Raw genomic sequence first — 24,052 nt, forward strand, 5'->3', positions numbered from 1 at the left:
CACTGAAGTCGGGCAGGTGCGCGTCTGCCTTTATGCGCTCTTACTGGACCGGTTCGGACATATCGCGCTACCGATGTCCAAACATGAATCGGCCACTACTGCCCCGAACGCGAAACAAACGTCCAGTGAACCTGCGTTTCATCCGATTACTCCCGCCGGGGGCGAGGGCTTGGCGCAGGGAGTGTGGCGTTCGTGTTTGACAGACCCGATCGCGCCCACATACCCCCGAGCGGTCGCTCGACTACTGGGAGCTCAGTCAGCGTCAGGCAAGTCGTACCGCCCGTACGCCGCCGAACACGGACCCGGGGCGTCATCGTCGAGGTGGGTCCGGGCGGTGGCGCGGCCCAGGTTCCACTCCTGCCACGCGTCGCCCCGGTTGGACCCCGACGAGGGTGCCGAGCCGCCGGTCAGTTCGTTGGTGATCGCGGCCAGCACGCAGGAGCGGTACGGCTCCGGCAGCTTCTGCAACGCCGGAACGGCGTCGGCGGACAGGGTGCTGAGGTAGTACACGTCGATCCCGTGCTTCTCGAACCGGTTCACGTTCTGTTGGGCGATGAACGCGTCGGGATTGAGCACGGCCAGGCCGATCAGCGCGCCGACGGCTGCGGCGAGGGCGGCCCGGGGCACCCATCGTCCCCGCAGTTTGATCCCGGCCACCAGCGTGAGCAGGAAGAGCACTCCCAGCCACAGTTCGCCGACGGTCACCAGCAACCGTTGCCGGGTGAACCCGTACGCCTGCTCGTAGGCCGCCATCCGGGAGAGGGCCGAGGCGACGATGACCAGGGTCAGGGCCGACAGCAGTCCCAGCAGCGTGCGCAGCAGCACCCGGTCGGACACCGTGGCCCGGGGCGCGATCTGGGCCGCTACGCCCACCACGATCACGGTGAGCCCGGTGACCACCAGTAGCTGCCAGAAGCCGGCCCGGGCGTACTCGGCGTACGTCAGCCCGGCGGTCTTCGCCACGTGTTCACCGCCGCCGAACAGGACCGTCGCCTGGACCGCGACGAAGCCCGCGAACAGTGCGACCAGTCCGCCGACCGGAAGGGCCCACTCGACCCGGCGGACCAGTCCCAGCCGCGACCCCGGTTCGGGCACGGTCGTGCCGGTCAGCAGGCCGTAAGCCGCGACCGCCGTCACCACGACGGCGGCCACCGCCGACCCCAGCCACTGCACCGAGGTGGCGCCGTCGACCGATGGGATCAGCACGGACAACACCTCGGCGAACGCCGCGTCCGCCTCGGCCAGCAGGAACCCGAACACGGCCAGCAACGCCACCGCCACCAGCCCGGCGATGGTGGTCCGCCGGGCCGCGCCCCGATCCTGAACGCGGATCCTGATCGCGTCCTTGAGCAGCCATCGCAGCGCGGCCGGCGCCGAACCGACCCCCGCAGCGGGGCGGCCACCAGGCTGCCAGCCGACCAGCGATCGGCCAGGGCCACGCAGCCGAGCACCCCAGCGGCAAGCATGCACAGGACGAACAGCCACTCCGCCGCGCGCACCGCGCCCACGGCGATCAGCGCCACCACGGCCACGGCCTCGCCGGTCCGGACCGCAGTACGACCGGACCACGCATAACCGCTGCCGGCCGAGACCACTATCGCGGCGGCGACGGCGAGAGCGGTCAACAGCCACCCGATGCCCGGCCGGTCCCACGACAGCGCGACGGCCGCCACGATCGCGGCGCCCGCGGTGGCGGTGATCGCCGCTCGGGGCCGTGGCGCGGGCGTGGCGTCGGGCGGCCCGGACTCGGGCGACGACGACGCTGGCGACGAAGGCTCGGGCGAGGACGACGCTGAGGACGACGGCTCGGGTGGCTCGCTCGGTGGTGGCGTGGCGGTCGTGTCGGGCGACGACATCAGATTCCCTTCGGACGCGGTGACGCGGCTTGCGGATCTGTGTCTAGTGGGCGGCGGGTTGTCCGGCTTCGGAAGTGCGGTATGGACAAACAACAGTGGACAACCGATTCGGCCGTTTCTGTGGATCGAGGTTGTCCGGTTTCCGGATGTGGGAACTAAACAACCGTCGACCAGGCCATTCGACGACGGCCGCTGATAGCATTCGCATCTGTCGTTGGGGGTGGGAAATGCCGCGTCCGGAGCGTCCGGTGGATCCGGGCGAGGGGCCGGCGCAGCGGTTCGCCGTCGCCTTACGGGAGCTGCGGCAGTCAGCGGGCAATCCGACGTACCGCGTGTTGGCCAAGCGGGCGCACTACTCGGCGACCGCGCTGGCGCAGGCCGCTGCGGGTGACCGGCTGCCGACCCTGGCGGTGGCGGTGGCGTACGCCCGCGCCTGCGATGGCGACCCCGAGGAGTGGACGACCCGCTGGCGGAATGCGGTCGCGGAACTGGACGCTGCGGCGCCACCGGCGACCGGTGCCCACGACCAGGCCGGGGACCGGCCGCCGTACCTGGGCCTGGCCGCCTACGGACCCGACGACGCGGACCTGTTCTGCGGTCGGGACCGCCTCGTCGCCGACCTCACGGACCGGCTGGCCCGGCACCGGTTCGTCGCGGTGGTCGGGCCGTCGGGCTCGGGTAAGTCGTCCCTGCTGAGGGCCGGGCTGCTGCCGGCCTGGTGCGCGAACGAGGATCTGCCGACCGCGGTGATCACCCCCGGTGCCCACCCGGTGCGGGAGCTGGCGGACAACCCGGTGGCTCCGGGCGCCGACGGTCTGCTGATCGTCGACCAGTTCGAGGAGGTGTTCTCCCTCTGTGCGGACGAGTCCGAGCGGGAGACCTTCATCCGCGCGTTGCTCGCGGTGGCGGGCGAGGTGGGTGGCCGCACCCGGGTGGTGATCGGGTTGCGGGCCGATTTCTACGCGCACTGCACCCGCCTGCCCGAGCTGGTGGCGGCGCTGCAGGACGCGCAGCTGCTGGTCGGCCCGATGACGCCCGAGGAGCTGTCGGTCGCCGTCACCGAACCGGCGGCCCGGACCGGGCTGATGGTGGAGAAGACCCTCGTCGCCACGATCATCGCCGAGGCGGCGTCCCGGCCGGCGGTGTTGCCGTTCGTCTCCCACGCCCTGCGGGAGACCTGGCGGCGGCGGCGGGGCGCCGGCCTGTTCCTGGCCGGCTACGAGGCGGCCGGCGGCCTGGACGGCGCGCTCGCGCAGTCGGCCGATCGGGTGTTCGGGGAGCTGGACGAGGAGCACCGCCGGGCGGTCCGGCGGATCCTGCTGCGGCTGACCGCGCTGGGCGACGGCACCGAAGACACCCGCCGGCGAGTCGCCCGCGCGGAGCTCGGCGACGACGCCGTCACCGCGCACGTCCTGGAACGCCTCGCGGCGGCCCGGTTGGTGACGATCGGCGAGGAGACCGTGGAGATCGCCCACGAGGCGCTCATCCGGGGCTGGCCGACGCTTCGGGACTGGCTCGCCGCCGACCGCGAGTCGCTACGCGCCCACCGCCGCCTCACCGGTGCCGCCACCGACTGGGCGACGCACGGCGAGGACGACGCGTTCCTGTACTGGGGCAGTCTGCTCGCAGGCTGGGCCGACCGGGACACCGAAGCCCTCAACGGGACCGAACGCGACTTCCTCGCCGCCAGCCTGGCCCGGCAGACCCGCGACCACGCCCGCCGCCGGCGGCGGCTGCGGGTCACCATCGGCAGCCTGGTCGCGGGCCTGGTCACGGTCAGCCTGCTGGCCGTCCTCGCCGTGGTACAGACCGTCACGGCGAATGCCCAACGCGACCTCGCCGTCGCCAGCAGTCTGGCCGCCCAGTCGCGCGCGGTGCTGGCGACCCAGCCTGACCTGGCGAACCTGTTGGCGCTGGCCGGGCTCGGCCACTCCGTGACGGCGCAGACCGTGGCCAGCGCGCAGGCGGCACTCTCGGCCCCGATGCACGTCGCGCGGCCACTGATCGGGCACTCCGGCGCGGTGACCGCCGTCGGCTACAGCCCCGACGGCGGCACCGTCGCCACCGGCGGCGACGACGGCACCGTACGGCTGTGGACCGCCGGCCCGACCGCCGCGCTCGCCCAGGCAGTGCCGTGACGGCGATCGCCTTCACCCGGGACGGACGCCTGCTGGCGACCGGGGGAGTCGACGGCACCGTGCGACTGTGGGACGCGACCACCCACCAACCCCTCGGCACGTTGACTGGTCGCGCCGCAGTCAACGCGGTGGCCTTCCATCCGGACGGTACGACCATCGCGACCGGGCACGCCGACGGTGCCGTCCGGCTCTGGGACACCCGCACCAGCCTTTCCCGGCCCGTGCCGGTCGGCCACGACGGCCCGGTGAACGCGGTGACCTTCGACCGCACCGGGCTGATCCTGGCCACCGGCGGGGACGACAACACCGCCCGGCTGTGGAACACGGCGACCCGCCAGACGACGATCCTCTCCGGCCACACGGGCGAGGTCTTCGCGGTCGCGCTGAGCCCGGACGGCACGACCCTCGTCACGGGTTCCGCAGACGGCACCGCGCGGATCTGGGACACCACGACCCACGAGTCCCGGGCCAGCCTCGTCGGGCACACCCGCGTCGTGCGGGCCGTGGCGTTCGGGGCCGACGGCCGCACCGTGGTGACCGGAAGCTGGGACGGCACCGCGCGGATCTGGGACACCACCACGCACCAGCCCCTGGCCACCCTCGCCGGCCACACCGACGAGGTGCTCGCCGTAGGGACGAGTCCCGACGGTACGACCGTCGTGACCGGCAGCCGGGACGGCACCGCCCGCAAGTGGGACACGAGGACGAGCCGGTCCGTCGCCACGCTCGGGGGCCACACCGGCTACGTCGACGCGGTGGCGTTCAGCCCGGACGGCCGGACCGTCGCCACGGGAAGCAGGGACGGCACCGTCCGCCTGTGGGACACCGCCCGGCACGGTCAGCTCGCCGTCCTCGACGCCAGGGCCGGCTTCGTCTTCACCGTGGCGTTCAGCCCGGACGGTACGACCCTTGCCACCGGGCACAAGGATGGCCGGATCCGACTCTGGGACACCAGCACCCGCCAACAGAAGGCCACCCTCACCGGGCACACCGACGGCGTCGCCTCCGTCGCCTTCAGCCCCGACGGCCAGCTCCTCGCCAGCGCGTCCACCGACGGAACGGCCCGGTTGTGGGACCTGACCACCCGCCGTGCGTCCGCCGTGCTGACCGGCCACACCGGCTGGGTGGACGCCGTGGACTTCAGCCCCGACGGCAGCACCGCCTCGACCGCCTCGACCGACGGCACGGTCCGGCTCTGGGACTCTGACGTCGGCAGCACCATCGTCACCCTGGCGCCCAGGACCGGCCACCTGAACGCGGTGGTGTTCAGCCCGGACGGCCGGACCCTCGCCATCGCCCCCGCCGACGGCACCGCCCTGCTGTGGGACATTGCCGCCCGTCGGGTGGCGTCCGTCCTGACCGGACATACCGCAGAGGTGAACGCCGTCGCGTTCAGCCCGGACGGGCAGACCATCGCCACCAGCAGTCGGGACGGCACCACCCGCCTGTGGGACCGCGACCGTGGCCGGACGATCGTCGGTCTCACCGGTCACGTCGGCTGGGTCACGGCGGTGGCCTTCAGCCCGGACGGCAGGACGCTGGCCACCACTTCCTGGGACCACACCGCCCGCCTCACCCCCACCCCGGACACCTGGCCCGCCGAGCTCTGCCGCCGAGCGGGACGGAACCTGACCGACGGCGAATGGGCCTACCACGTCGGGTCGGAGCCCTACCGGCGTCTCTGCCCCGAGCTACCCTCCGGCCAGGGAGCCGACCCCACCGCGTCCGCACTGACCTACCCCGACCTCTGGCCTTCCGCCAGTGGCTGACTGATCCGGCGTGCGTGGCAACCGGTGCGGAGTTTCTTCACGGGTTTCCCAGCGGAGCGGATGGTGGCCATGGTGGCCGGGGCTGCGGTGGCTGCCTCCCCCGGATGAACCCGGCTACCGGTCAGGCGCATACGGTCCGATCCGCGGCCGTGAACTTCGATCCGGTGCTGGACGACGACGTGCCGGGGGTATGGATCAAGATCCACTGGCCGAAACTCGATCCCGGTGACGACATGCGCTCGTCCCAGCCGTCCGATCCGTTGCAGGGACGAACTTACGCCGGACGGCTCGTGCCGGCCGGTCACAACGGCAGGATCCGTACCTGCTGAACCCGGTCCTGTGGCCTGTTGCCCCGGCCGATGGCATCCGGCTGCCGCCCCGGCGGCACGACGGTCGTCGGCTTCGTGGGCCCGGCCGGGCCCCTGGTCAATCCGGTCGGGGCGTGGCGTCGCCGAAGGTTGCCGCGAGCGCGGTGGCGATCAGGTCGGGTAGCTCGGTGCGCCCGTCGTCGGCTGCCCATCGCACCAGCGCGGTGTGCATGACGGCCAGGCAGGCGCCAGCTGCCGCCGTGGCCCGGAAGGCCGCGTCCGGGTCGGCGGCGTCGTCCCCGAGACCGTCCACGATGGCCTGTTGCAGCAGGTGGTGGTTGTCCAGGTGGCGGGCGCGCAGGGCGGGCGTCGAGATCATCAATCGCAGGCGGGCCAGCAGGAACCGGTCGTCGCAGGCGGTCAGCGTACGTGCCGAGTCGACGAGCGCGCTGCCGATCCGGTGTACGAGGGGTTGCCCGGCCGGTGTCGCGGCGAGCCGCTCGGCGACCAGTGGCCCGTTCCGGTCGGCGAGGACGAGGTCCTCCTTGGTCGGGAAGTGCCGGTAGACCGTCATCGGGGACACGCCGGCAGCCGCGGCGACGTCGTTCACCGTCGTGTCGTCGTAGCCGCGCGTGGTGAACAACCGCACCGCATGCGTCTGGATCATGCGCTGCGTCTCAGCCCGTCGCTGGTCCCGCAGGGTGGAGTGCCGTTCACTCATGTGGTAGACACTACCGCAGTGATAGTGACTACCAACTTGGGAGTAACTAACAGCATGAGTGACCTCAGTGGCCGCACGGCCCTGGTGACGGGCGCGTCGCGGGGCGTCGGACAGGCGATCGCGATCCGGTTGGCGGCGCGGGGAGCGGTCGTCGTCGCGCACTTCGGCACCGACCGCGACGGCGCGACGGCAACCGTCGACCGGATCGGGCGGGCCGGCGGAACGGCGTACACCGTCGGCGCGGAACTGGGTGTGGACGGCGACGTCGAGACGCTGTTCGCGGGGGTCGAGGCGAGACTCGCCGGACGGCCACTGGACGTCCTGGTCAACAACGCGGCGGCGCCACCCGCAGGCCCGCTCGGTGCCACCACCCGGGCCGCCTTCGACCACCTGTTCGCGGTCAACGTCCGCGCGCCGTACTTCGTCATCGAACGGGCGTTGCCCCTGCTCAGCGACGGTGGTCGGATCATCACGATCTCGTCCGTGGCGACCCGGATGGCCAACGCCGGCCAGACGTCGTTCGCCATGACCAAGGGTGCGGTGGAGACGATGACCCGGACCCTGGCCCACCAGCTCGGTGCCCGGGGCATCACGGTGAACGCGGTCGCACCCGGCGCCACCCGGACGGCGACCAACGGGCCGGTCTTCGCCACCCCGGGCCTGGCCGAGCTGATCACCTCGATGACGGCCCTGGACCGGCTGGGTGAGCCCGATGACGTCGCCGACGTGGTCGCGTTCCTCGCCTCCGACGCCGCGCGCTGGGTCACCGGGCAGGTCGTCGACGCCAGCGGCGGTCTCTTCCTGGGCCCGCGCGCCTGACCACCGCCCGGTCGTGGCTCGCCGCGTGCCTCACGGCCGTGTGGTCGGGGCTCGCCCACCCGGCCGCCTGGCCGCCGGTTGGTTGTTGGCCCGCCGGTCGGTTCAGGCCGGGGCCGGGTGGTCCGCCTCGAACCGTTCCCGGGTGAGGAACGCCAGCTGGGCCCGCTTGTCGGGCATGTCGATCTCGTCGGCGAAGGTGAACCCCTCCCGCTGCAGCCGGTGCAGTGCGAACCGGTTGCGTACGTCGGGCTCGACCACGATCCGCAGGCGGGTGGGGTCGCGGAACAGGAACCGGGCCAGCGCCGGACCGATCGCGGCGGTGAGCCCGCGCGGCGGGCGACGCCCGGGGGCGAGCAGCAGGTGCATGCCGATGTCGCCGGGACGCACCCGGTAGCGTTCGCCGACCGGGTCGGCCTCCGGCTGGTAGCTCTGGAACAGGCCGACCGGCGTGCCGTCCAGTTCGATCAGGTACGCATGGTGGGTGCTCAGCCCGTCGACGAACGTGTAGGTCTCGCGTACCTCCTCGACGGTGTGCGACCCCATGCCCCAGAACGCCGCGCGGGGCTCGGTCACCCAGCCGTGCAGCAGCGCGGCGTGGGCGGCCGGGTCGACCACGGTGAGGGTCAGCTCACCGAAGCCGGGGATCTTCTCCTGGTAGGTCACGGGGTCCTCGTCTCGGGGGGAACGGGTCAGGGTGCGCCAGTCGGTCTCGACGGGGATCAGCCCACCGGTGGCCCACAGCGGGAGCTGGTCGGCGAAGTGCGGGTCGTCGGGGCGGCCGGAGACACCGAAGGGGACGATCCACCGGCTCGCCGCCCGGTCGGTCAGGTCCCACACGTACCGGGCGACCGGCCCCCGCCAGCACGCGTCGGAGACCCCGGGCACGCTGGAGGTGGCCAGCACACAGTCGGTGTCGCCGCCGAGGGCGGTGCCGTCGCGCATCGCGGCGACCCGGTCCGCGACCGCCGGGGACACCCCGAGGTGCAGCGGGTGCAGCAGGTGCCGCCGTCCCCAGGCGTCGGGAGGGTCACCGGCCGCGACCTCCTCCAGCGCGGCGGCGGCGAGCGGCTCGACCGCGCCACCGAGGCGGGGAAGCCCGGCGACCACCCCCTCCACGGCGTGCCCGATCCGGGCCAGCGGGTCGGTCCACGGCGTGAAGAGCGGGTCGTAGCCGCCGGGGGCGTGCAGGGGAGCCAGGGCCGGGTGCGCGGCGAGCCGGCGGACCAGCGCGGCCCGCCAGGCGGCGAACGCCCCGGCGTCGACGCTGTCGGGGTCCATCCGGCCGTCCCAGCCGGTCAGCCGGTCCCGCAGCCGCCGGGCCGGCCCGCTGAGCGGTCCCGGGTCGAGCCGGTCGAGCAGACCGCGCAGCACCGTCGACCCCCGCCGGGTGTCCATGTGTACGGCGGGCGCGGCGACGCCCTCGGCGAGCAGCTCGCGGATCCGGTGGGCCCGGTGTGGCGGGGCGAAGTCGACACCGAGGTCGGCCACGTCGTCACGCCTGTCGTTGGCGCAGACCGCCGGTCCACCGACGGCGACCGGTTTGGTGGCGGCGTAGTCGCCGCGCCACCGGTAGCGGGGGTCCCAGCCGGGCACCGGTTCCCGCCGGCACCTGTCGTCGCGGTGGGGCACCAGACCGGCGACGAGCTGCTGCACCGTCCCGTGCCGGTCGGCGACGAGCACGCTGTTGACCGGTTCGACCCAGCCGCGCAGCGCGTCGGCGACGTCGTCGGCGGTCCGGGCCCGCAGCAACGGCAGCAGCGCGTCGAAGCCGAGACTCCCGGTCACCCGGGCCGGGGTGCGCAGGCTGAGCGCCTCCCCGGTGTGCCGGTCGTGGTCGATCACCGGGCCGCGCGGGGTCTCGATGATCTCGACGGTCTCGGTCGCGCCGCCGCGTACCTCGATCCGCTCGACGTGCCGGTGGGCCGGCACCCAGCCGTCGGCGTCGCGGACCAGCACCCGGTCGCCGTCGCGGCGCAGCTGCTCGCGGTAGAGGTCCTGGTAGTCGGCCATCGCGTTGGTGACCGCCCAGGCGACGTCGCCGGCGTGCCCGAAGTGCGGCAGCCCGGGCACCCCGGGGAAGGCCAGTCCGACCACGTCGAACTCGGGGCAGGCCAGCCGGATCTGCTGGTAGATGCCGGGCAGTTCGAGCAGCCGGTGCGGGTCGCCGGCGATCACCGGCGCGCGGCCGGTCACCGGGTCGGCGGGCAGCGCCCAGGCGTTGCTGCCCGAGCCACCCGGCCCCTCGACGGCGAACAGGTCACGGGCGGCCGGGCCGAGGGTGGCGGCGACGTGGGCGTGCCACAGCTTCTGCGGGAAGGTGCCGAACAGGATGTGCTGGACGGCGAAGACGCCAAGCGGTGACCAGGGCCGCCACCGGCCGGGGGTGCTGCCGGTGGCGGCGAACTCCGGTGCCGCCGCCGCGCCGGCGGGGAGCGCGTCGTTGACCCCGTCGGCGTACGCGGTGACCCAGCGCCGGGTGGCCGGGGTGAGCCGGTCGAAGCAGCGCCGGGCGGTGTCGTCGAGGCGGGCCCGCCGGGCGAACCGGTCCCAGTCGCGCTCGGCGGGGCCGACGTGGGCGGCGAGCCGGCCCTCGGCCCGCCAACGCTCGACCTCCACCTGCCAGGCCCGGTCGGTCGCGGCCACCCGCCCCTGCCACCGGGCCAGCTCGTCGACGGTCTCCGCCCACAGGTGCGGTACGCCCCACCGGTCGCGGCGTACGCCGACGGCCGGACGCCCGCCCGGCGGGGTGCCGGTCCCACTCTCCACAGGACTCCCTAGATAAGTTACCCTCGCCTAACTTAGGCGGACCTTACCTGGAGGGCGTGTGAAACGGAACTGGGAGGCCCTGGTGCTCAAGGCCATGGGCGGCCGGGACTTCCGGCTGACCGTGCGGGGCACGGAGTCGGTAGGCGGGCACTACAAGCGTCTGCTGATGGACGACGGCGGCCTGCTGGCGGCGGGCAAGGTGCACCCCACCATGTGGATCCGACTCTGGTTCGACGACGCCGGCCGCCCGCACCAGCGGGCGTACACCCTGGTCGACCCGGAGCCGGCGGCCGGCCGGTTCACCCTCGAGTTCGCCCTGCACGACGGCTGCGCGGCCCGCTGGGCGAGCAGCGCGCAGGTCGGCGACACCATCGTCGCCACCCTCCAGGGCAGCGCCTTCGCCCTGCCCGACCCGGCACCCGCCCACCTCTACCTGGTCGGCGACGCCTCCTCGCTGCCGGCGGTGAACAGCCTGCTCGACGCCGCCCCCGGGATCCCCGCCACGGTCTGGCTGGAGTACGCCCACGACGGGGAACGGACGCTCGCCCCGCGCGCCCGCGACCACCACCGGGTCACCTGGGTCCCACGCGGCGAGGACGGGCGGCAACTCCTGGATGCCGTCCGCGCCGCGCTGCCGGCCGCGCCGGACGCCCACTACTGGGTGGCCGGTGAGGCGGCCAGCACCCGCGCCCTCACCCGGCACGTCCGGCGTACCCTCGGCGTGGGCAAGCAGCAGCTCACCGCGCTGGGCTACTGGAGCGCCAGGTGAAGGGACGCCTCGGCACGCTCACCACGCTCTACGTCACCCAGTACCTCGGCATCGGGTTCATCACCGTCGGGCTCACCGCCATCCTGCGCGACGGCGGGACCTCGCTGGACACCCTGGCCCTGCTCCAGTTCGTCGGCCTGGTCTGGCCGCTCAAGTTCCTCTGGGCGCCGCTGGTCGACAGGTACGGCTCCCGTCGGCACGGCCACTACCGGTCCTGGCTGCTGCCGTTGCAGGCCGGGCTGGTGCTGACCCTGCTGGCGCTGTTGCCGTTCGCCGACCCGACCCGGCAACTCGGCCCGGTGGTGGCGATCTGCGCCGCCTACGTGTTCCTCTCCGCCACCCAGGACATCGCCGTCGACGCGGTCGCCGTACGGGTGCTGTCCGAGGGGATCCGGGGCACCGGCAACGGCATCCAGGTCGCCGCCAGCTACCTGGGCAACCTGCTCGGCGGTGGCGCGTGCGTGCTGGTCTACGACAGGTACGGCTGGGTGCCGGCGATCGGGCTGCTGGTCGCGCTGACCGCCGTCGGTCTGCTCGTGGTGTGGCGGCTGCGGGAGCCGGCCCGGACCGCCCGGGTGGCCGGTGCCGGGCAGGCGTACCGGGCGTTGCTGTCGGTGTTCGGCCAGCCCGGCTGTCGCTTGTGGACCTTCGGCGTGGTGCCGCTGGTCTACACCGGGGCCGGCGCGGCCTACGCCCTGGTCACCCCGGCGCTTGTCGACGCGGGCTGGTCGCTGGCCCGCATCGGGGTCGTCACCGGGGTGGTGATCAGCGCCCCGGCGATCGTCGCCGGCCTGCTCGCCGGGATCGGCGTCGACCGGTTCGGCCGGGGGCGGCTGCTCGTCGTCGGGGGAGCGGCCCTCGCGGTCTCCACCGCGCTGCTGCTGCCGTTGATGAACGGGCGGGCCCCGCTGGTGACGACGGTGGTCGCGCTGTGCTGCTTCATGGCCGCGTACACCGTCGCCAACGTGGTCCTCTACGTGGTCAACATGGACTACTCGCGGGTGGGCACCGGGGGGACGGACTTCACCGTGCTGTCGTCGTTCGGGTTGATCTGTTCGTTCCTGGCGGCCTCGCTCGGGCTGGCCGTGGCCGACCGGCTCGGGTATCCCGCCGTCGCGATCGGTTCGATCGTGCTGGTCACCCTCGGCGTGCTGGTGGGGCTGGGGCACCAACGCCGGTTCCCGGCCGTCCGGGTCGGCCCACCCGAGCGGGTGGCCCCGCCGGTCACCGTGCCCGGCTGACCTGATCCCGGCTGCTGCGGCCCCGGCCACTCGATCCCGACCACACCGGGTGTCGGCGTTGACAACAACTTAGGTTAGGATAGCCTAACTTGTGAGATCAACTGGGTCGACGGGACGACCTGGCACGCCCAACGTCCCTGCCCGCGCCCGTCACCGACCGTCGAGGACTGCCCATGAGCCTGCCCGGATCCACAGTCGAGGCCCCCGTGACCGGGACGCGTCCCACCCCGCCCCGCGCCCACCTGCTCACCGCCGGCACCGTCGAGGACTACCGCCGGGCCGTCACCGAGGGGATCGACCGGGTGGCGGCCCGGGTGGCCGCCGTGGACCGGCCCGGCACCGGCATCACCCCCGATGCGCTGGCCCCCCGGGTCGCCGGCATCGACCTGGACCGGCCGCTGGCCGACACTGCCGCCGCCCTCGACGAACTGCACGACGTCTACCTGCGCGACGCGGTCTATTTCCACCACCCCCGCTACCTGGCCCACCTCAACTGCCCGGTGGTCATCCCCGCCCTGCTCGGCGAGGCGGTGCTCAGCGCGGTCAACTCATCCCTGGACACCTGGGACCAGAGCGCCGGTGGCACCCTGATCGAACGCCGGCTGGTCGACTGGACCGCCGGGCGGATCGGCTTCGGCCCGGCCGCCGACGGCGTCTTCACCAGCGGTGGCACCCAGTCCAACCTGCAGGCGCTGCTGCTGGCCCGGGAGGAGGCGTACGCCCGGATCGTCGGCGGCGGCAGCGACCGGCCCAGCCGGCCCGAGGTGCTGTCCCGAATGCGGATCGTCACCTCCACCGCCGGCCACTTCAGCGTCCAGAAGGCCGCCAAGCTGCTCGGCCTCGGCGCCGACGCGGTGCTCACCATCGCCACCGACGCCGGCCGGCGGATGCGTACCGACGACCTGGCCGCGACCCTCGACCGGTGCCGCCGCGACGGTCAGACCGTGCTCGCCGTGGTCGCCACCGCCGGCACCACCGACTTCGGCACCATCGACCCGCTGGACCGGATCGCCGAGATCTGCACCGCCGCCGGGGTCTGGCTGCACGTCGACGCCGCGTACGGCTGCGGGTTGCTGGTCTCGCCCACCCGGCGGCACCTGCTCACCGGCATCGAACGGGCCGACTCGGTCACCGTCGACTACCACAAGTCGTTCTTCCAGCCGGTCAGCTCCAGCGCCCTGGTCGTCGCCGACCAGCGGGTGCTGCGGCACGCCACCTGGCACGCCGACTACCTCAACCCGGCCCGGATGGCCGAGCGGCGGATCCCCAACCAGGTCGACAAGAGCCTGCAGACCACCCGCCGGTTCGACGCCCTCAAGCTCTGGCTCACCCTGCGGATCATGGGGCCGGACGCCATCGGCGCGCTCTTCGACGAGGTGGTCGACCTCGCCGCCGCCGCCTGGCGGCTGCTCGCCGACGACCCCCGCTTCGAGGTGGTCACCCGCTCGCAGCTGAGCACCGTGGTCTTCCGCTACCTGCCCCCCGGCGCCGGCCGCGACGTCGTCGACGACGCCAACCTGTACGCCCGCGAGGCGCTCGCCGCCTCCGGCGCGGCCCTGGTGGCCGGCACCAAGGTCGACGGCGCCCACCACCTCAAGCTCACCCTGCTCAACCCCGAGACCACAGTGGACGACATCGCCCACGTGCTCGACCTGATCGCCGAACACGCCGGCTGGTACGCCCGCACCCGCGCCACCGCCTAGCTGTCCAGCCCCGTCGGCTGACCACCCCGCCCTGGAGAAAACCCCTGTGTCGACCCACGACTTCATCGCCGTCGGGCTGGGCCCGTACAACCTCGGGCTTGCCTGCCTGACCGCGCCGCTCGACGACCTCGACGGCCTGTTCCTCGAAGCCCGCGACGACTTCGACTGGCACCCCGGCATGCTGCTGGACGCCACCCGGTTGCAGACGCCGTTCATCGCCGACCTGGTCACCCTGGCCGACCCGACCTCCCCGTACTCCTTCCTCAACTACCTGAAGGAGGTCGGCCGGCTCTACCCGTTCTACATCCGGGAGAGCTTCTTCCCGCTGCGCCACGAATACAACGACTACTGCCGGTGGGCCGCCGCGAAACTGCCCTCGGTGCGCTTCGGTCACCGGGTCACCTCGGTCGAGTACGACCCCGCCGACGAGCGGTACGTGGTGCATGCCGAGGTCGACGGCGAACGGGTCACCCACCGGGCCCGGCACCTGGTGCTCGGCACCGGCACCCCGCCACACGTCCCGGACGCCTGCCAGGGCCTCGGCGGCGACGTCGTCCACAACTCCCGCTACCGGGAACACCGGGCGGCGCTGCGCACCAGGCGCAGCATCACCGTCGTCGGCAGCGGACAGAGCGCCGCCGAGATCTACCACGACCTGCTGACCGACCTCGGTGCCCACGACTACCAGCTCAACTGGGTCACCCGCTCGCCGCGCTTCTTCCCCCTCGAATACACCAAGCTCACCCTGGAGATGACCTCACCGGACTACGTGGACTACTTCCACGCCCTGCCCGAGGCGACCCGCTACCGGCTGGAGGGCACCCAGAAGAACCTGTTCAAGGGGATCAACGCCGACCTGATCAACGACATCTTCGACCTGCTCTACGCCCACCGGGTGCACGGGCCGGTGCCGACCCGGCTGCTGACCAACACCGAACTGACAAGCGCCCGCTACGACGAGGTCGCCGGCCGCTACACCCTCGGGCTGCGCAACGTCGAGCAGGAGCGGGACCTCACCCTCGACACCGAGGCGCTGGTGCTGGCCACCGGCTACCACTACCGGGTGCCGGAGTTCCTCGCCCCGATCCGCGACCGGCTGCGCTGGGACTCCCACGATCGGTTCGACGTGGCCCGCAACTACAGCATCGACCACACCGGGCGGGGGGTCTTCCTCCAGAACGCCGGCACCCACACCCACAGCATCACCTCACCCGACCTGGGCATGGGCCCGTACCGCAACTCCTGGATCATCAGGGAGCTGACCGGGCGCGAGCACTACCCGATCGAGGACCGGATCGCCTTCCAGGAGTTCGGCGTCCCGACCGGAGGCACCTCGTGACCGACGTCGTGTACCGCCGCCACCACCCCGCACTCGGTGGGTTCGCGCTGCGTACCCTCGATCCGGAGGGCGACGCCGGGCTGCTGCACGGCTGGGTGACCCACCCGAAGTCGGCGTTCTGGCTGATGCAGGACGCCGACGTCGACCGGGTCGCCCGGGAGTACCGGCGGATCGCCGACCACCCGCACCACGACGCGTACCTCGGGCTCTGGCGCGGCGAGCCGGCGTTCCTCGCCGAACGCTACGACCCGGCCCGGGTCGAACTGGTGGGCCTCTACCCCCCGGTCGACGGCGACGTCGGCATGCACTTCCTGTGCGCGCCCACCGACCGGCCGGTGCACGGCTTCACCCGGGCCGTCATCACCACCGTCCTGGACTGGCTCTTCGCCGACCCGGCCACCCGACGGGTGGTGGTCGAACCCGACGTGCGCAACACCGCAGTGCACGCCCTCAACGCCGCCGTCGGCTTCACCGTCGTCGGCCCGATCCGCAAACCCGAGAAGGACGCCCTGCTCAGCGTCTGCACCCGCGACCAGTTCCTGGCCGCCACCCGAGGAGACGTGCCCGCGTGAACCCCGCCGCATCCGTGGCCCACCTGACCCCCGCCACCTGGGCCCGCGCCAACCGGCTGCTGGTCGCCAAGGCGCTTGCCGAGTTCGCCCACGAACGCCTGGTCGAGCCCGCGCCCACCGGCGACGGCCGGTGGGCCGTCCGCACCGACGACGACACCGTGGAGTACGGCTTCACCGCCCGCCGCTTCGCCCTCGACCACTGGCGGGTCGACCCGGACAGCATCACCCGGCGGCGCGGCGACGAGGACCTGCCGCCCGACGCCGTCGACCTCTGCCTCGAACTGCGTGCCGCCCTCGGCCTCACCGACCAGGTGCTCCCCGTCTATCTGGAGGAGATCACCTCCACCCTGGCCGGCACCGCGTACAAGCTGGACCGGCCGGCGGTGAGCGCCACCGAGCTGGCCAGAGCCGACTTCCAGGCCATCGAGACCGGCATGACCGAGGGCCACCCGTGCTTCGTGGCCAACAACGGCCGGATCGGCTTCGGCGTCCACGAATACCACGCGTACGCCCCGGAGGCCGGTCGACCGGTCCGGCTGGTCTGGCTCGCCGCGCACCGCGATCACGCCACCTTCAGCAGCGCCGCCGACCTCGACTACCCCACCCTGCTGCGCACCGAACTCGGCCCGGACACCCTGGCCCGGTTCACCGCCACCCTGACCGACGCCGGTCTCGACCCGGACGACTACCTGTTCATCCCGGTGCACCCCTGGCAGTGGTGGAACCGGCTCGCCGTCACCTTCGCCGGTGAGGTGGCCCGGCGGCGTCTGGTCTGCCTCGGCGAGGCCCCCGACGAGTACCTGCCGCAGCAGTCCATCCGGACCTTCTTCAACGTCACCGCCCCGCACCGGCACTACGTCAAGACCGCGCTGTCCGTGCTGAACATGGGCTTCCTGCGGGGCCTGTCGGCCGCCTACATGGAGGCCACCCCGGCGATCAACGACTGGCTCGTCGACCTGGTCGCCGGCGACCCGGTGCTCGCCGGCAGCGGACTGACGATCATCCGGGAGCGGGCCGCCGTCGGCTACCGCCACCCGCAGTACGAGGCGGCCACCGACCGTTACTCGCCGTACCGCAAGATGCTCGCGGCGCTGTGGCGGGAGAGCCCGGTGCCCGGCCTGGCCCCCGGCCGACGGCTGTCCACCATGGCCGCCCTGCTGCACACCGACCGCGACGGGCGGTCGCTCGCCGCCGCCCTGATCGCCGAGTCGGGCCTGCCCCCGCAGGAGTGGCTGCGCCGCTACCTCGATGCCTACCTGGTGCCGCTGCTGCACAGCTTCTACGCCCACCGGCTGGCCTTCATGCCGCACGGCGAGAACGTCATCCTGGTGCTGCACGACGGCGTGGTCGAGCGGGTGATCTTCAAGGACATCGCCGAGGAGATCGTGGTGATGGACCCGGACGCCGACCTGCCGCCGCCCGTGCAGCGGGTCCGCGCGGTGATTCCCGAGGACGAGCAGCTGCTGACCATCTTCACCGACGTCTTCGACTGTTTCTTCCGGCACCTCAACGCCGTGCTCGCCGGCGAGGGGGTGCTCGACGAGGACGACTTCTGGCGTACCGTCGCCGACTGCGCGACCGACTACGCCGCTCGCGTGCCGCACCTGGCCGACCGGCTGCGCCGGCACGACCTGTTCGCCGGGGAGTTCACCCTGTCCTGCCTCAACCGGCTGCAACTGCGCAACAACCAGCAGATGGTCGACCTGGCCGACCCGTCGGCGGCGCTCCAGTTCGCCGGCACCCTGACCAACCCGCTCGCCCGCTACGCCCCGCCGCGATGAGCACCGCGCTGTCCGCCGCGCCGCCCGCCCCGGCGACACCACTGCGGTCCCGTTGGCTGATCCTGGCGGTGCTCTGCCTCGCCCAGTTGACAGTGGTGCTCGACAACACCGTGCTCACCGTGGCGGTGCCGGTGCTCACCACCGAGCTGGGCGCCAGCACCACCGACATCCAGTGGATGATCAACGCCTACGCGCTGGTGCAGTGCGGGTTGCTGCTCACCGCCGGCAGCGCCGCCGACAGGTACGGCCGCCGCCGGATGCTCGTCGCCGGCCTGGTGCTCTTCGGCATCGGCTCGCTGGCCGCCGGGCTGGCCCGCTCCGGCGACCAGCTGATCGCCGCCCGTGCCGGCATGGGCATCGGCGGGGCGCTGCTGGTCACCGCCACCCTCGCCGTCGCCATGCAGGTCTTCGACGGGGCCGAGCGATCCCGGGCGATCGGCCTCTGGGCGGCCACCAGCGCCCTCGGGTACGCCGCCGGCCCGCCGATCGGCGGGATCATCCTCGCCCACCTGCCGTGGGGTGCGATCTTCCTGGTCAACGTGCCGATCGTGCTGGTCTGCCTGGTGGCCGGCCGGGCGTTGGTGCCGGAGTCCCGGGACCCGGTCGGCGGGCGACCCGACGTCGGCGGGGTGCTGCTGTCCACCGCCGGCCTCACCGGTGTGGTCTGGGCGATCATCGACGGCCCCGAACGCGGCTGGACCGCACCGGCCATCCTCGGCGCGGCCGGCGTCGGCGTGCTGCTGCTGGCCGCCTTCGTCTGGTGGGAACGGCGGATCGCCGCCCCCATGCTGGACATGCACTTCTTCACCGACCGCCGGTTCGTCGGTGCGGTCACCGGGGTCGTCCTGATCACCTTCGGGTCCACCGGGGCGCTGTTCCTGCTCACCCAGCACCTCCAGTTCGTCCGTGGCTACCCGGCCTGGGAGGCGGGACTGCGGATGGTGCCGTTCGCGCTGTCCATCGTGCTGCTCAACCTCGGCGGGGTCGCCGCCCGGCTGATCCGCCGGCTCGGGGTGCCCGGGGCCATCGCGCTGGGCATGGTGCTGCTCTCCGCCGGCCTGACCCTGATCACCCACGTCCGCTCCGACGGCTACGCGGTGCTGTTGACCGGGCTGCTGGTGATGGGCTTCGGCTGTGCCCTGGCCAATCCCGCGATCGTCGAGGCGGTGATGAGCGCCATCCCGCCGTCGAAGGCCGGGGTCGGTGCCGGGATCGACGGCACCATGGCCGAGGTGGGGGGCAGCCTCGGCATCGCCGTGCTCGGGGCGGTGCTCAACGCCCGGTTCGCCGCGCTGGCCCCGGTCGCGGTGGCCGGTGCCGCGTCGTACCCGGCCGCGCTGGCCGCCGCCGGGGGCGACGCCGACCGCGCGCAGGTGACCGACGCGTTCGCGTCCGCGCTGGTCACCGGGCAGACCGCCGGGGCGGTGGCGGTGCTCGCCGGTGGGCTGCTCGCCGCCGGAATGCTGCGCCGCGCCGAGCGCACCCGCTGATCTGTCGTGCCCCACCGAGCGGTGCCGACAGGGTTTACCCTGCCACCGACCGTGCCGGCCGGACGGTCAGAGTCGGGGCAGGCCGGGTCGTAGATCGGATAGTGCTCGGGTCAGACCCACAGGTAGTCACCCGACTCCGACACCACCCGACGCAGACCGGCGAAGTCCCGCGCCGGCTCCAGAGCGAGCAACAACTCGCGGACGGCCCGGAAACCGGTCAGTTGGTTCCTGCGGAAATCGGCGTCCGACGAGGCGGAGAACGCCAGCCGGGGCGGTGGGTCGCTGCCGCTCGGCACGATGCTCGTCCGGCCGGGGACAGCACGGTACTGCCCAGCCGGTGGGCTTCACGAACCCGGTCGAGCACGGACGTCGACATTCAGGGTCCCCCGGGCGCTTTGGCGGACGGCGGTGGTGCCGTGCCGCCCGCGTGGAACGCCGAACATCCCACGCGGGCAGCCGATCGACGATCGTACTGAGGGCACGCCAACGGCGGGCGGTCCGGTCCGGATGTGGAAGTCCACTCTGGACGAACCGGCCGGTGACCCCTCCTCAGCGACCGGGGCCGGACACGCTCCGCACCGGCCAGGCGGCCGGAATCCGTTCCAGCACCCCACCGGCGAACACGTCGCGCAGCCCGAGCGGCTTGAGATGGACGTACCCGATGTGGCAGTCACAGAGCGCGGCATCGCAGGCCCGGGGTTTGAGGGCGGCCCGCCACGACCCGTCGTAGAGGTTGCCGATCGGGGCGGGCCGGAAGTGGCAGCGGCGTACCGTGCCGTCGCCGAGCACGGAGATCGCCGTCTCCCCGGCGTGGCAGGGCCGGTCGCGCGACGGGTGCGGGCGGACACTCCAGCCGAACAACGGGTCCAGCGCCGTCCAGGTCGCCTCCTCCTCGGCGGAGTAGCGGTGCCCGTCGGCGGCGTTCACCCACAGGTAGACCCCGTCGGGCAGGGCGGCGCGCAGCGCCCGCGCCTCGGCCAGGTGGTCGGGCAGGCCGACCACCCCGACCGAGTAGCGGACGCCCAGCTCGGACAGGCGTGCGCAGCGGGCGAGGAACCGGCCCCGGGTGACCTGCCCCGGGTGGTACGTCGTCCACAGTGCCGCGCTCGCCCGGTCGGCGTCGGCCAGCCACTCCACCCGGGCGGCCAGGTTGGTCTGGATGACCACCCGCCCGACGTGCGGCAGGTGGGAGAGCGACACCATGGCGTCCCGGTACCAGCTGCGGGTCAGCCCCTCGCCCCACGGGGTGAACAGCACCGACAGCCGCAGGTCGGTGGTGGCCGCCACCCAGTCGGTGAACCGCCCCAGCGCGGTCCGGTCCGCCCGCAGCAGTTCCGGTGGGTCGACCCGCTTGGCGAACGGGCAGTACGGGCAGTCGTAGTTGCAGCTCGCCAGCGGCCCCCGGTAGAGCACCGCCAGCTCCGCGACCGGCTCGTCCCGCCGCACCGGCAGCGACGCGGCCGGGTGCGCCGGCAGCGTGGCCGGCGACCGGACGGCGGGATCTGGCAACGGCGTCGGCGACCGGACGGCGGGGTGCGGCAACGGCGTCGGCGGCCGGGCGGCGGGAGTCACCGGGGCACGTACCCGGTCATCGCCTGCTGGACCCGGGCGGAGGTCAGCCACGGGCCGATCGCGTCGGAGCGGGCCAACCCGGACGCGGTGAGCCGCAACCCGTCGGGGGCTGCCCAGCCCCGGGCGACCAGCCGCCCCAGCTCGGGAAAGTCCACAGCCGGCGGCCGGCCGAACCGGGCGGCGTAGGCCGCCGCGTCTACCCCCTCGGCGCGCAGCAGCGACTTGAGCAGCCAGCGGCGGCGCTGCTCGGCGCCGTCGAGGGCGAAACCGAACTCGGCGTGGCGGAAGTCGTCGGCCGGGCGGGCCAGGTAGTCGGCCAGCACCGCCCGGACCTGCGACACCCCGACCGCGTAGTCGAACGAGTAGTGCAGCGCGGTGGTGTAGGAGCGCGCCCCGCACCCGAGCCCGACCATACCGTCGTCCTGGCAGCAGTAGTCGGGGCCGTCCAGATCCGGCACGTCGGCCCGGCGGAACTGCCGCATCGACTCCTGCCGGTAGCCGGCCGCACCGAGAACCTCCACCGCCTGCCGATAGAGGGCCGACCGGTGGGCGTCCCAGTCGGCCCGGCCGTGCGCCCGCCGACCCAGCCCGGTCAGCGGGCGTACGTAGAGCGGGTAGAGGTAGAGCTCCTCCGGCCGCCAGGCCAGCGCCGCGTCCAGGCTCTCCCGCCAGGTCGCCGCCGTCTGCCCGTCGATTCCGTAGATCAGGTCGATGTTGAGCACCGGGACCCTCGCGTCCCGGATCGCGCCGAGCGCCGCCTCCACCTCGTCGCGCCGCTGCGGCCGGCCGGCGGCCCGCGCCTCGACGTCGAGGAAGCTCTGCACCCCGATGCTCACCCGGCTGACCCCGTGCGCCGCCAGCACCGCCAGCCGGTCCGGCGTCGCGGTGGCCGGCGAGGTCTCCACCGACAGCGGTACGCCCGGCAGCCGGGCCCCCGAGGTGCCCGTGACGATGTCGAACAGCTCGGTCAGCTCGTCGGCGGTCAGGTAGGTGGGGGTGCCGCCGCCCAGCGCCACCCGGGCGTACCCGGCGTCGTCGCCGAGCGCGTCGGCGACCCGCTCGGCCTGCCGGCGCAGCTGCCGCAGGTAGGCCGTCACCTGCTCCTGCGGCGCGTTGGCCCGGGTGAACAGGTTGCAGAAGCCGCAGCGCATCTCGCAGAACGGCAGGTGCACGTAGAGGAAGAGCGTGTCCCGGGCCTCGGCCCGCCACACGTCGGCCAGCAGCGGCCGGGGCCGCAGCGCCCGGTACGAGGTCTTGTGCGGGTACGCGTACAGGTACTGCTGGTACGGCGAGCCGTCGAGGCCCGTGCCGGTGCTTGTCACCATTCCCCCGGTCGCAGAGTGAAGTGGGCGTACGGGACGGTCCACACCACGTCGTGGCCGATCCGGTGGCCGGTGTGGCCGTCCTCGCCGTACGCGGTGCCGTGGTCGGAGCAGATGATCGTGAACACCGGTCGCCCCCGCCCGGTGAGCAGGGCGAACAGCCTGTCGACCCGGGAGTCGACGTACTCCAGGGCGGCGGCGTGACTGTCCCGGCTGTCGTCCTCGGCACCGGGCAGGTGGTGCCGGTTGGGCTGGTGCAGGGCGGCGACGTTGAGAAAGGTGAACAACGGCCGGTCGGGCGGCTGGCCGGGCAGCACCTCGGCCAGCCGGTCGAGCTGCGCGTCCAGGCAGGTGGGGGAGGTGACCCCGAACGCCGGCTCCCAGTGCGCCTCGGCGAACAGGCCGGGCAGCACCGATCCGAGCGGGCTGCGCCGGTTGAAGAAGCCCACCCCGCCCAGGCAGAGCGTGTGGTAACCGGCCCCGGCCAGCGCGGTGGGCAGGTCGGGGGTGTCGAAGACCCAGGTGTCGGCGCCGGCCGTCTCGCTGCCCGGGAACGCCGCCGCGTACAGCCGCTCGTGCCGGCCCGGACCGACCGGGGTGGGCAGGAAGCCGGCGAAGAAGGCGTGGTGCGCGGCGTAGGTGAAGCTGGCGGGGGAGTGCCGTCGCTCCCACCGCCCACCCGGCAGCACCCGGGCCAGCCTGGGTGTCCGCCCCGCCCCGGCCAGCTCGGACGCCACGTCGAAGCGCAAGGTGTCCAGGGTGACCAGGCAGATGTCGTGACTGCCGATCAGCGTACGCATCCCACCGTCTCCCGCTCCGCCGCCACTGTGGCCCGCCACCGGTCCCACCGGCCGCTGGTCAGCGCGTGCACCTGCTCGGCATAGGTGTCCCGGCCGTCGGCCAGCACCCCGGGTAGCAGGTCGCCGAACGCGTTGACCTCGGCGACCGCGTGCCGCCGCCAACCCAGCAGGAACATCAGGTCCACCCCGACGTGCAGCGACCGGGGGAAGCAGGCCGCCGCCCGTTCGCAGGTCCGCATCGCCGCCGCCCAGGCCGTCGGCCCGGCCGCCGCCCGCAGCGCGTCCAGGTCGCCCCGCGCGTTGCCCAGGTGCAGGTTGGTCAGTGGTCCCCGGGCGGCCCGGACCACGGCGTGGGTGGCCCGACCGGCGACCACCACCACCCGCAGGTCGACCACCCGGTCGGCCAGCCCGGCCTTGGGTAGCCACCGCTCCACGTGCAGCCCCTGCGGGGCGAGCCGGTCGACGAGCGCCGCCACGGTCGTCTCGTCGTCGTAACGGCGCAGCCGCAACGAGTTGAACAACCCGTCCGGGGTGGTCTCGATCGTGGTGACCGCCTGCACCCGGCGCGGCCCGACCGCGAGGGCGATCACCCCGGCCGCCGACGAGCCGTGCGCCGGCTTGACGAACACCCGGCTCCAGCCGGCCGCCGCCATCGCCGCCCGCATCTGCGGATAGCCCTCCACCGGGGGCAGCGCCGCCGGCACCGGCACCCCGGCCGCCGACAGCAGCGCGTGACAACGCCGCTTGTCGCACAGCACCGCCACGTCGTCCGGGTGGTTGAGCAGCGTCGCGCCGCCGGCGGCCACCCGGCCCATCCCGGCCACCAGCCCGGCGTACGTGTCGGCGAGGCCGACCAGCTCACCGTGCCTTGCCTGGGTGGCCGCCCCGCGCAGCAGTCGGTCCACCTCCGCGTCCTCGCCGGGGGAGTCGACCCGGACCAGGGTGTCGACGTCCGGCGGGGCTGCCCCGGTGAGCACCCGCGCCCAGGGCAGCACCGCCGGATCGGGCAACCCCGTGTCGCGCACGGCCCGCCGGAACAGCGCGACCCGCCGGTTGTCGGGGTTGCCCACCACGGTCAGTCGCATG

At 73.3% G+C, this 24,052-nt stretch carries 20 protein-coding genes and 1 pseudogene; 12 read left to right on the forward strand and 9 right to left on the reverse strand.

Annotated elements, in window-relative coordinates:
* Positions 1-252 precede the first annotated feature (252 nt).
* Positions 253-1,653 (reverse strand): DUF4153 domain-containing protein, encoded by a 1,401-nt coding sequence (locus tag AC0AIB_RS07615; RefSeq protein ID WP_465096292.1) that lies wholly within the window; start codon positions 1,651-1,653, stop codon positions 253-255.
* Between the two features lie 36 nt (positions 1,654-1,689).
* Here AC0AIB_RS07615 and AC0AIB_RS07620 point away from each other — a divergent pair, with 36 nt between their 5' ends.
* The 4 genes from AC0AIB_RS07620 to AC0AIB_RS07635 all read left to right on the forward strand — a co-directional run bounded on the left by AC0AIB_RS07620 (position 1,690) and on the right by AC0AIB_RS07635 (position 6,092).
* Entirely contained in the window at positions 1,690-2,052 is a 363-nt protein-coding gene (locus tag AC0AIB_RS07620) for a hypothetical protein (RefSeq protein WP_465096293.1), read from the forward strand.
* A 31-nt stretch (positions 2,053-2,083) separates the two neighbouring features.
* Positions 2,084-3,994 (forward strand): nSTAND1 domain-containing NTPase, encoded by a 1,911-nt coding sequence (locus tag AC0AIB_RS07625; protein ID WP_465096294.1) that lies wholly within the window; start codon positions 2,084-2,086, stop codon positions 3,992-3,994.
* A complete protein-coding gene (locus AC0AIB_RS07630) occupies positions 3,991-5,763 on the forward strand; it encodes a WD40 repeat domain-containing protein (protein ID WP_465096295.1) in 1,773 nt (590 codons plus the stop codon). The genes AC0AIB_RS07625 and AC0AIB_RS07630 overlap by 4 nt, the downstream gene beginning before the upstream one ends.
* A gap of 149 nt (positions 5,764-5,912) precedes the next feature.
* Complete coding sequence (locus AC0AIB_RS07635) at positions 5,913-6,092, forward strand: hypothetical protein (protein WP_465096296.1); 180 nt, start codon at positions 5,913-5,915, stop codon at positions 6,090-6,092.
* Between the two features lie 97 nt (positions 6,093-6,189).
* Here AC0AIB_RS07635 and AC0AIB_RS07640 read toward each other — a convergent pair whose 3' ends face one another.
* Positions 6,190-6,792, reverse strand: coding sequence for a TetR/AcrR family transcriptional regulator (locus AC0AIB_RS07640; protein ID WP_465096297.1), 603 nt, complete (start codon positions 6,790-6,792; stop codon positions 6,190-6,192).
* A 54-nt stretch (positions 6,793-6,846) separates the two neighbouring features.
* Between AC0AIB_RS07640 and AC0AIB_RS07645 the strand changes: the two genes are divergently transcribed.
* A complete protein-coding gene (locus AC0AIB_RS07645; protein ID WP_465096298.1) occupies positions 6,847-7,611 on the forward strand; it encodes an SDR family NAD(P)-dependent oxidoreductase in 765 nt (254 codons plus the stop codon).
* Positions 7,612-7,713: 102 nt separating this feature from the next.
* Here the strand turns inward: AC0AIB_RS07645 and AC0AIB_RS07650 are convergent, their stop codons facing one another.
* Positions 7,714-8,274, reverse strand: a complete 561-nt coding sequence (locus AC0AIB_RS07650; RefSeq protein WP_465096342.1) for a GNAT family N-acetyltransferase — start codon at positions 8,272-8,274, stop codon at positions 7,714-7,716.
* 36 nt (positions 8,275-8,310) lie between these two features.
* Positions 8,311-10,377: pseudogene (locus AC0AIB_RS07655) on the reverse strand (penicillin acylase family protein); the annotation flags it as partial.
* A 58-nt stretch (positions 10,378-10,435) separates the two neighbouring features.
* On the opposite strand from AC0AIB_RS07655, the gene AC0AIB_RS07660 reads away from it, so the two are divergent.
* The 7 genes from AC0AIB_RS07660 to AC0AIB_RS07690 all read left to right on the forward strand — a co-directional run bounded on the left by AC0AIB_RS07660 (position 10,436) and on the right by AC0AIB_RS07690 (position 19,272).
* Positions 10,436-11,146, forward strand: a complete 711-nt coding sequence (locus tag AC0AIB_RS07660; RefSeq protein ID WP_465096299.1) for a siderophore-interacting protein — start codon at positions 10,436-10,438, stop codon at positions 11,144-11,146.
* Positions 11,143-12,387: an MFS transporter gene (locus AC0AIB_RS07665; protein WP_465096300.1), complete on the forward strand. Its 1,245-nt coding sequence runs from the start codon at positions 11,143-11,145 to the stop codon at positions 12,385-12,387. The genes AC0AIB_RS07660 and AC0AIB_RS07665 overlap by 4 nt, the downstream gene beginning before the upstream one ends.
* Before the next feature lie 173 nt (positions 12,388-12,560).
* Positions 12,561-14,090, forward strand: coding sequence for a pyridoxal phosphate-dependent decarboxylase family protein (locus AC0AIB_RS07670; RefSeq protein WP_465096301.1), 1,530 nt, complete (start codon positions 12,561-12,563; stop codon positions 14,088-14,090).
* A 46-nt stretch (positions 14,091-14,136) separates the two neighbouring features.
* Complete coding sequence (locus tag AC0AIB_RS07675) at positions 14,137-15,429, forward strand: lysine N(6)-hydroxylase/L-ornithine N(5)-oxygenase family protein (protein ID WP_328346815.1); 1,293 nt, start codon at positions 14,137-14,139, stop codon at positions 15,427-15,429.
* The gene (locus AC0AIB_RS07680; RefSeq protein WP_465096302.1) at positions 15,426-16,001 is read left to right on the forward strand and encodes a GNAT family N-acetyltransferase; all 576 of its coding nucleotides are present in this window, start codon (positions 15,426-15,428) and stop codon (positions 15,999-16,001) included. Before AC0AIB_RS07675 ends, AC0AIB_RS07680 begins: the two co-directional genes overlap by 4 nt.
* Positions 15,998-17,782, forward strand: coding sequence for an IucA/IucC family protein (locus tag AC0AIB_RS07685; RefSeq protein ID WP_465096303.1), 1,785 nt, complete (start codon positions 15,998-16,000; stop codon positions 17,780-17,782). Before AC0AIB_RS07680 ends, AC0AIB_RS07685 begins: the two co-directional genes overlap by 4 nt.
* A complete protein-coding gene (locus tag AC0AIB_RS07690; RefSeq protein ID WP_328346820.1) occupies positions 17,779-19,272 on the forward strand; it encodes an MFS transporter in 1,494 nt (497 codons plus the stop codon). Before AC0AIB_RS07685 ends, AC0AIB_RS07690 begins: the two co-directional genes overlap by 4 nt.
* Before the next feature lie 110 nt (positions 19,273-19,382).
* On the opposite strand, the gene AC0AIB_RS07695 is transcribed toward AC0AIB_RS07690, so the two are convergent.
* From AC0AIB_RS07695 to AC0AIB_RS07715, 5 genes are all read right to left on the reverse strand, one after another.
* On the reverse strand, positions 19,383-19,568 hold the full coding sequence (locus AC0AIB_RS07695; protein WP_328346822.1) for a hypothetical protein: 186 nt from the start codon (positions 19,566-19,568) through the stop codon (positions 19,383-19,385).
* A gap of 253 nt (positions 19,569-19,821) precedes the next feature.
* On the reverse strand, positions 19,822-20,844 hold the full coding sequence (locus tag AC0AIB_RS07700) for an STM4011 family radical SAM protein (RefSeq protein ID WP_465096304.1): 1,023 nt from the start codon (positions 20,842-20,844) through the stop codon (positions 19,822-19,824).
* Positions 20,841-22,169, reverse strand: a complete 1,329-nt coding sequence (locus AC0AIB_RS07705) for an STM4012 family radical SAM protein (RefSeq protein ID WP_465096305.1) — start codon at positions 22,167-22,169, stop codon at positions 20,841-20,843. Before AC0AIB_RS07705 ends, AC0AIB_RS07700 begins: the two co-directional genes overlap by 4 nt.
* Positions 22,163-22,966 (reverse strand): STM4013/SEN3800 family hydrolase, encoded by an 804-nt coding sequence (locus AC0AIB_RS07710; RefSeq protein ID WP_465096306.1) that lies wholly within the window; start codon positions 22,964-22,966, stop codon positions 22,163-22,165. Before AC0AIB_RS07710 ends, AC0AIB_RS07705 begins: the two co-directional genes overlap by 7 nt.
* A complete protein-coding gene (locus AC0AIB_RS07715) occupies positions 22,954-24,051 on the reverse strand; it encodes an STM4014 family protein (RefSeq protein ID WP_465096307.1) in 1,098 nt (365 codons plus the stop codon). Before AC0AIB_RS07715 ends, AC0AIB_RS07710 begins: the two co-directional genes overlap by 13 nt.
* Position 24,052 lies beyond the last annotated feature (1 nt).

This window comes from Micromonospora sp. DSM 43699, from assembly GCF_055517075.1.

Coding starts and splice junctions, on each gene's coding strand:
- AC0AIB_RS07705 (WP_465096305.1), bottom strand. CDS start 22,169: ATGGTGACAAGCACCGGCACGGGCCTCGACGGCTCGCCGTACCAGCAG.
- AC0AIB_RS07640 (WP_465096297.1), bottom strand. CDS start 6,792: ATGAGTGAACGGCACTCCACCCTGCGGGACCAGCGACGGGCTGAGACG.
- AC0AIB_RS07710 (WP_465096306.1), bottom strand. CDS start 22,966: ATGCGTACGCTGATCGGCAGTCACGACATCTGCCTGGTCACCCTGGAC.
- AC0AIB_RS07625 (WP_465096294.1), top strand. CDS start 2,084: ATGCCGCGTCCGGAGCGTCCGGTGGATCCGGGCGAGGGGCCGGCGCAG.
- AC0AIB_RS07645 (WP_465096298.1), top strand. CDS start 6,847: ATGAGTGACCTCAGTGGCCGCACGGCCCTGGTGACGGGCGCGTCGCGG.
- AC0AIB_RS07715 (WP_465096307.1), bottom strand. CDS start 24,051: ATGCGACTGACCGTGGTGGGCAACCCCGACAACCGGCGGGTCGCGCTG.
- AC0AIB_RS07690 (WP_328346820.1), top strand. CDS start 17,779: ATGAGCACCGCGCTGTCCGCCGCGCCGCCCGCCCCGGCGACACCACTG.
- AC0AIB_RS07670 (WP_465096301.1), top strand. CDS start 12,561: ATGAGCCTGCCCGGATCCACAGTCGAGGCCCCCGTGACCGGGACGCGT.